Consider the following 7341-nt stretch of genomic DNA (forward strand, 5'->3'; position numbering starts at 1 on the left):
ATGCCGAACTGGGCGATGGCGATCCCGCCACCTTTGCCTATGCCCGGGCGGCCGGGGATGCGGTGACCTCCACCCTCACGCCCGGGGCCACCCCGCCCGGTACCATCGGCCGGGTGATCCTGGCAAGCCACGCCCGCAATGCCTCGACCAACCCCAATCCGGGCCAGGTCATCAACCGCCTGCGCATCGCTGGCACCAACCATGATGCCGCCGGACAGGCCCCGGCCGGGGCGTCGCTCGAGGCGCTCACCTCCGAATGGGCGGTCAACCCTGATACCGGCCTGCCCTGGACCTGGGCCGATCTTGCGGGGCTCGAGATCGGCTTTGCCGGTGGCAGCTGAGCCGGGTCAAACAACTGAACCATCAGACAAGAGGAACACTGCCCATGTCGCCGCCCCTGCGTGAGACCGGCAACCTGCGCATTCCCGAGGCCGAGTTCCAGGCCATGCTGGCGCGCGCCGCGGAAGAAGGTGCCCGGCGCGCCCTGGCCGATGTCGGGCTTGAAGGCGAGACCGCCGCGCTCGACATTCGCGATCTGCGATCGCTGCTCGACTGCATCCGCTTCGTGCGCCGCACCGCCGTGCAGACCACCGTGCATCTCATCACCACAGGTCTCATCCTCGCCCTGCTGGCCGGCACCGTGATCAAGCTCAGGCTCTTTGGCGGTGGGCCGTAGGGCCAGCGGTGATCCGCAGGTTGCAATCCCGTAATCCCCGACATTCCGAACCAACCCCCACGTATCCGCCGCCCTCCGAGGCGGCGTTTCTGTTTCTGGAGACACCCCAATGACCACGACATTTTATGCCCATTGGCGCGATGTGCCGGAGGCCGCCTGGCGCTGGCCGAACTTCTCGCCCGCGGAAATCGCCTGCCTTGGTACCGGCAAGCTGCTGATCAACGAAGCCGCGCTCGACAGGCTGCAGGCGCTGCGCGACCGGCTGGGAAAGCCGCTCATCGTGCGCTCGGCCTATCGCAGTTCGGAGCACAACAAGGCGGTTGGTGGCGCCACACGGTCGAAGCACATGGAGGGCGCAGCCTTCGACATTAATATGGCGAACCACGACCCGACGGCGTTCGAGGCGGCGGCACGGGCGGTCGGGTTCCTGGGTTTCGGCTTCTATCCGCGCTCGGGGTTCATCCATGTCGACCTCGGCCCGGCACGGCAGTGGGGAGAGCGGTTTCCGGTCCGGGAGACGGCGTTTGCCGCCGAGACCCCGCTGGCGCGGGAGAGCCTCGCACAGAGCCGGACCATGAAGGGGGGTGGCGCGGCGGGTGTGGCGACGCTGGGTGCAGCAGTTGTCGAGGTGGCGCAAGAGATTCTGGCCGAGACGCAGGACGCCATTCTGCCGCTGGTCCCCTATCTCGATGCGCTGCGCTGGGTGTTCATCGCCGTGGCTCTCGGCGGGATCGCGGTCACGATCTACGCGCGGCTGGATGATTGGAAACGGGGGCGGCGGTGATTGGACGGGTCGTTTCGTGGATCGCGGGGAACGCGGTTGGGCGCAGGGCGCGCCGCTACGGCGTTACTGCTCTGGCGATCGTTCTGTTTCTGCTGGCCCTGCGCCGCTCGGGCGAGCGCGCCGGGCGGATGGTCGAGCAGCTTGAGGCGATGGAGAAGGCAAATGACGTCCAGCGACGGATGCTGGAGGCGGCGGCGTGTCGCCCTCGCTCTCGTGATGAGCTTGCTCGGCGGTTGCGTGGCGGGCGGTTCCGATAGCGGTGGGCTTGGGGGCTGTCCGCCGGTTGTCGAATACACTCGGGAGGAACAGGCGCGGGCGGCAGAGGAACTGGCTCTGTTGCCGGAGGGGGCGGTGATCGTGGAGATGGTGAGCGATTATGCCGTGATGTGGGCGCAGGCGCGGGGGTGCCAGCAAGACCGACAACAGCCTTTGGTCACTGCCCTGCAGCAGAAAGGATTGAACAACAGGGCTGAGAACTCGCACCTGCCATTCCGACGACGAGAGCGGGCAATCCAACGCTTTCGGCGCATGCGAAGTTTGCAGAAATTTGCTTCCGTCCACGCCTCGGTCTTCCACCATTTCAACTCGGAGCGCAGCCTCACAAGCCGAGAGAATTTCAAGTTGAACCGAGCTGCCGCTCTGGCCGAGTGGCGTCAGCTTTGCGCCGCCTAAGTTTCTGCGGTTCGTGGGAAACTGAGACCAGTTAGAATCTGTCTGATGGTGTGGACGGCTCCACCCCGACGGCATCGCATTGTGCCAAGTTGGTACTGTGTGACAGCCAACAAAGGAAGGAGCCGACCACATGGAGATTACAACACTCGGGATTGATCTGGCCAAGTCCGTCTTTCAGCTTCATGGCGTTGACGAGGCTGGCGCTGTTGTCTTGCAGAGGAAGGTGCGAAGGGCCGCTCTGCTTGATGTCCTCGGCCGACTGAAGCCCTGCCTGATCGGCATGGAATCCTGCCCGACCTCTCATTTCTGGGCGCGGGAGATTGCGGCGCTTGGGCATGACGTGCGGCTGATCCCGCCGGCCTATGTGAAGCCTTACGTTAAGCGGCAAAAGAACGATGCGGCGGATGCCGAGCGTGCCCTGCGCCCGATCGGCATCGGCCGGAAGAACTGGCTCTTTGCAGGCGCCAACACCGGCGGCGAAACGCTGGCCCGCGTCATGACGATCATCGAGACGGCAAAGCTGAACGGCCTCGATCCTTAGGCATATCTCGCCGACGTGCTCGACCGCATCAACGATCGTAAGATCAACCGACTCGACGAGCTCTTGCCGTGGAATTGGGCGCCGATCGGCGACACTCAGGCTGAAGCCGCCTGATCAACCGCGGCCTCAACCGGGCGGTTACGTTCGGTCCACTGTTCGCAGCCGAGATCCGAAAGCGCCGAATTGCAAGCATGAAATCCAGCCGATGGCGCTGGCATCTGGACGAGATGTTCGTGAAGATCAACGGCGAGAAACACTATCTTTGGCGGGCCGTAGACCACAAAGGTGAGGTTCTCGAAAGCTTCGTGACGAAGAGACGGGACAAGAAGGCCGCCTTGAAATTCTTAAATGAAGCAATGCGTAAACATGGCTGCCCGGAAGAATTTGTCACGGATTGTCCGTCGTCGAATGATTTGGAACAGGCGGCTTGATTTTGGTCTGGAGGGCTCTGGCTCTTTTGGTTGACGTTATGCTGCTTGGCGCTGATGGATCAAGCGCCGGTTCTGGATGGTCTGTGTTTTGATCTTCTCCCTTTCTGCCAGGATTGCCGGGCCGCGCCCAAAGTAGACGTCGGCGGGTGTCAGATTGCCGAGGCTTTCGTGATATCGGCGATGGTTGTAGTGCTCGATGAAGGCGTTGATGGCCGCCTCAAGTTCAACCTCCAGATAGTAGTTTTCGAGCAGGATGCGGTTCTTGAGGGTCTGGTGCCAGCGCTCGATTTTGCCTTGCGTCTGAGGGTGGTTGGGCGTGCCCCGCACATGATCCATGCCGTTCTTCTCGAGGTATTCGGCGAGATCCCCCGCGATGTAACAGGGTCCGTTGTCGCTGAGCAGCCGGGGCTTGTGCAGTACGGTGACGCTGTCACAGCCTGATGCGGCCAAGGCAATGTCGAGCGTCGCGCTGACATCATCTGCCGCCATGCTGGTGCAGAGTTTCCAGCCCACGATGTAGCGCGAGAAGTCATCCAACACGGTAGACAGATAACGGGCCTCTCCCAAGCCGTTGAAAGCCCTGCTATGTCGCCGGTGCGATTGCCCGGGCACGTCTTGGATGATATCTCCCACGACAAGCCACGAGGGGCTGCGCGCACTTGTTTTGCCAAGGCGGGTGCAGCTTCCGATCGCTTGGAGAGAAACATCGAGGTCGGGCCAGTGACAGGACAGAACGAGAAGCGCGGACGAGATGCCGGCGTGGTCCAGCCTCGGTTCTATCTTACTCGGCGTGCGGTGATGGGATTTCTGCTGGCGGGAACGGCAGGCGCATGTTCGGCCCCGAGACATCTGATCGCTGTCGGGCCTGATATGCGGGGCGCAGGACCGGACGCATCGCTCCGTACGCACAGGATCTTCATCGCAACGACACGAGCGCAGTCATCGGAGCCGGGCGTGTTCTTCTCGGGGCAGCGCAGCGAGACGCTGAGCTTCGCGACCGTGGATGTCCAGATCCCGCCGAACCATGTCGTCGGGCAAGTGGAACGGCCGCGCAGCCTGCCACTCGATCCCGACAGGCACTTCGTCATATCGAACCCGCAGACCTTCGACGGAAAGGGCCTGCTCTCGGAGGCCGAGGCGGTCGTCAGGACAAGGCCGCGCGGCGAACGCAAGCTGTTGATCTGGGTGCATGGGTTCAACTCGACCTTGACCGATGCCGCCCTGCTTCTCGCACAATTCGTCGAGGATACGGGATATGATGGTGTTCCGTTGCTGTTCTCATGGGCCTCCGACGGGCGCCTCACCAGCTATGTCTACGACATCAACAGTGCCCTGATCGCCCGCGATGCAATTTTTGAGGTTGCAAGCGAACTGGGTCGGTCTTTATTCGACACCGTAGATGTCGTCGCCCATTCCATGGGCAACTTTCTCGCCATGGAAGCGATCCGGGCCGGCGGTCAACAAGATCTCTTCGATTCAACAGGGAAGCTCGCGAATGTAATCCTCGCGGCACCTGATATCGACTACGAATTGTTCGCCGCACAGGTGCGTTCCATACCGCCAGAGAAGCGCCGTTTCTTCGTTCTCATATCCGATGATGACCAGGCACTTCGCCTGTCGACATTTCTCGCGCGCCGCCCAAGGGTCGGCAATATCGACGCGGATCGACTGACCCGACTCGGCGTAAACGTCATCGACCTGAGCCAGGTGAGGGACACAAGTTCGATCCATCACACCAAGTTCACCGATGCGCCCGAAGTCGTACAACTGATCGGCACGCGTATCTTGGCCGGGGACAGATATGCCGCCAGCAACCCTACATTGATCGGCCAAGCGCTTGTCGTCGGAGTCGGTGGCGCCCTCGAGATCATCGAGTGAGCCGGCGTCCCAGAAAGCGCGATCGGGGATCGGAAGCTTTGGATGCTACCGCAGCCAGACTGACGCGGCTCGCCCCGATCCACCGGCAAGCGGTTTGTTGACTTTGATCTTCAAGAAAGCCATCGCTCGTAAAGACCGAACTTGGAGCGAGGTATTGTATACGTTGCGTCGCCCCCCCAATGAATGGAGGCGTCCTTTTGGCTGACCCCACCTTGGCACCCATGACGGGCGAAACTCTCCTGAAAGTGGCATTGCCCATCGTCCTGCTCGTGATCTGGGCCCTCGCCATCCGCTTGCGGATGCTGCGTAGAATCCTGGGGAAGTATCCCTTCACGAGTGCGATCATCGAGATTGCGCTGGTCTTGGCGGGCGGCTGGAGCCTTGGAACAGCAGCCGAACTCCTGCGCGACAGCCTCTTGTCGGATCAAACGCTGGCCCGACCGGGGCTGTTGGTCAGGCTGGTCATGTACCTTGCCGTTTCCTTCAGTGTCGCGAGGCTTGTGGAGGCGGCGGCTGTCTCACGCGAGCGCCGTGGGCACGGCGATGGCCTCTCGAGGCTTTCCCGCACCTTTCTGTATGGGGTCTGCCTCCTTGCAGGCCTGCTCGTCTTCTTCGCCGCCAACGATTTTCCACGGCTGACGGTGGTCGTCGGCGGGTTTGCCGCGGTCCTCGCCTTCGCGCTGCGGCAGACGCTGACGGACCTCGTCGCAGGGGCTGCACTGTCGATCGAACGTCCCTGCAAACGCCGCGATTGGGTGATGCTGGAGGACGGGACCGTCGCTCAGGTGATCGACATGGATTGGCGGGCGACGCATCTTCGGGGGTGGGATCGCGCGATCTTCCTTGTTCCGAATGCGCAGCTGGCACGTCAAGGTTTGCGGGTTCTTCCCAAGCCTGGCGAGCTTTACGCGGAAACCTACACAATCCTTGTTTCCGGTGACGAAGACCCGGAGCGCGTGAAGTCCCTTCTGGAGGAGGCGGCGCGGGAATCTGAGGCCCTTCTGAGCCGTCCAGCACCCGTGATCCGGTTGGCCGACGCCTCGTCACTCCCCTACCGCTATTCGCTGTGGGTGCACTTCGACGGCTACATGGCGAGCTTTGCCGGGCGTGAGGAGCTTTTTTTCAACATCCACAAGATGTTCACCGAGGCGGGCATACAGGTGACGACCGAGATTCAGGATGTTCGGGTCGAGCAGAAGCGCTCTGCCAGTCGTCCTTGATGCCGTGGCGCCGTTCGCTGCTTCAGTGACCCCCCGGATATCCTCCACCTGATGCGAAAGTCCGGGTGGGCTAGAGGGCCGGATGGCGAAGTGCCATGAAGGGTACGATCGGTGCATCAGTGCGTTAGGGCGTCCTTTACGGTTCGTTGCTGGTACTGGACCCGGATCCGTTATCCACAACTTGGGCATCCGGATCCGATTTGAATTCGGCCCGAAATCCTGTTGGCGTCTTGCCGGTCCATCGCCTGAATGCCCTGTCGAAGGCGGCCGGGCCGGAGAGGCCTACCTGAAGGGCGATTTGCGAGATGGGTAGCGTTGTGTGCGAGAGGAGGTCTTCGCTGACGCTCTGGCGCACGTCGTCTTTCATCTGGCTGAAGGAGGTGCTCTTTGCCTGGATGATGCGCTGTACACGACGTGGATGCAGGCCACAAATTGCGGCAAATGAATCAAGAGTCAGATCTTGGTGAGCCAGGTTATCCGCAAGCACGCTGCGAAAATAGGAAAGGGTTGCTTCGTTGGCGCCGGCGTTTTCCGTGGCGAACTCCCCTCGTGACGCTTCCACCAGGTCCCAGTCCAGCGAGAATGGCGCCCAAAGCCATTGCGGAGGAAACGAAATCCGCAAGCCGTTGATCCCGGATGTGATAAACGCCTGTTTCGGCAGAAACCCCGGCGGAAGACCTGCGGTGGTCGGCACAGTGACGAGGATGTCATTGGGGTCGAAAGTGTCACCGATGCCCTGTCTGATCACGGTCACGTAGAACGCGACGCCGACTGCATCCAACTGTCTTGATGGCTTCGACACACTGATCGTGCGCTGAATCTCCAAGCTTGCAAAGTCGGGTGTGATGGAAACGGAGTACCGAACGTTATCAACCTGCTTTGAGACTTCCACCACCACCCGGGAGAGGAAATCTCCCAAAGTGAGCGCACGGCTCGCCGCGTCCCGCAGCCCGGGCGTCCCCTTCCTCGCGGTTTCGATCGCCACCGTTGCGCCAAAATACGGGTCGTCGAGAGTCTCGGCCATGTCCTCCATGGCAGCATAACAGGCGCTCGCCTCAACCAGCATTGCAGGATCGGTCAGCGCGCCGAGCGGAATCCTGTTGCGGGCAAGCAAAGCTTCGGTATCGCCGCCGCGCGAG

Annotated in this window: 8 protein-coding genes and 4 pseudogenes; 10 read left to right on the forward strand and 2 right to left on the reverse strand. The window is 61.7% G+C overall.

Annotated features, from left to right (window positions below):
- The 8 genes and pseudogenes from AC2FL1_RS23000 to AC2FL1_RS23035 form a co-directional block, all read left to right on the forward strand.
- Positions 1–341 (forward strand): annotated as a pseudogene (locus tag AC2FL1_RS23000) (hypothetical protein); the annotation flags it as partial.
- Positions 342–385: 44 nt separating this feature from the next.
- Positions 386–676, forward strand: a complete 291-nt coding sequence (locus AC2FL1_RS23005; RefSeq protein WP_234163900.1) for a DUF6127 family protein — start codon at positions 386–388, stop codon at positions 674–676.
- A gap of 109 nt (positions 677–785) precedes the next feature.
- Positions 786–1460 (forward strand): YcbK family protein, encoded by a 675-nt coding sequence (locus tag AC2FL1_RS23010; RefSeq protein ID WP_496878470.1) that lies wholly within the window; start codon positions 786–788, stop codon positions 1458–1460.
- Positions 1457–1717, forward strand: a complete 261-nt coding sequence (locus AC2FL1_RS23015) for a hypothetical protein (protein WP_496878471.1) — start codon at positions 1457–1459, stop codon at positions 1715–1717. The genes AC2FL1_RS23010 and AC2FL1_RS23015 overlap by 4 nt, the downstream gene beginning before the upstream one ends.
- Before the next feature lie 178 nt (positions 1718–1895).
- Positions 1896–2132, forward strand: a pseudogene (locus tag AC2FL1_RS23020) (DDE-type integrase/transposase/recombinase); the annotation flags it as partial.
- Positions 2133–2262: 130 nt separating this feature from the next.
- Positions 2263–2673: an IS66 family transposase gene (locus AC2FL1_RS23025; protein WP_496824404.1), complete on the forward strand. Its 411-nt coding sequence runs from the start codon at positions 2263–2265 to the stop codon at positions 2671–2673.
- A gap of 9 nt (positions 2674–2682) precedes the next feature.
- Positions 2683–2787 (forward strand): annotated as a pseudogene (locus tag AC2FL1_RS23030) (hypothetical protein); the annotation flags it as partial.
- A gap of 29 nt (positions 2788–2816) precedes the next feature.
- A pseudogene (locus AC2FL1_RS23035) lies at positions 2817–3068 on the forward strand (DDE-type integrase/transposase/recombinase); the annotation flags it as partial.
- 72 nt (positions 3069–3140) lie between these two features.
- Here the strand turns inward: AC2FL1_RS23035 and AC2FL1_RS23040 are convergent.
- Positions 3141–3737, reverse strand: coding sequence for a transposase (locus AC2FL1_RS23040; RefSeq protein ID WP_496878472.1), 597 nt, complete (start codon positions 3735–3737; stop codon positions 3141–3143).
- Here AC2FL1_RS23040 and AC2FL1_RS23045 point away from each other — a divergent pair.
- Together AC2FL1_RS23045 and AC2FL1_RS23050 are read left to right on the forward strand one after the other, a co-directional pair.
- Positions 3720–4982, forward strand: coding sequence for an alpha/beta hydrolase (locus tag AC2FL1_RS23045; protein ID WP_496878473.1), 1263 nt, complete (start codon positions 3720–3722; stop codon positions 4980–4982). The genes AC2FL1_RS23040 and AC2FL1_RS23045 overlap by 18 nt on opposite strands.
- Positions 4983–5179: 197 nt before the next feature.
- On the forward strand, positions 5180–6202 hold the full coding sequence (locus AC2FL1_RS23050) for a mechanosensitive ion channel family protein (RefSeq protein WP_496878474.1): 1023 nt from the start codon (positions 5180–5182) through the stop codon (positions 6200–6202).
- A 136-nt stretch (positions 6203–6338) separates the two neighbouring features.
- Here the strand turns inward: AC2FL1_RS23050 and AC2FL1_RS23055 are convergent.
- A partial coding sequence (locus AC2FL1_RS23055) for an AraC family transcriptional regulator (protein WP_496878475.1) occupies positions 6339–7341 on the reverse strand: 1003 nt, incomplete at its 5' end.

The organism is Ruegeria sp. YKSF070, from assembly GCF_059612725.1.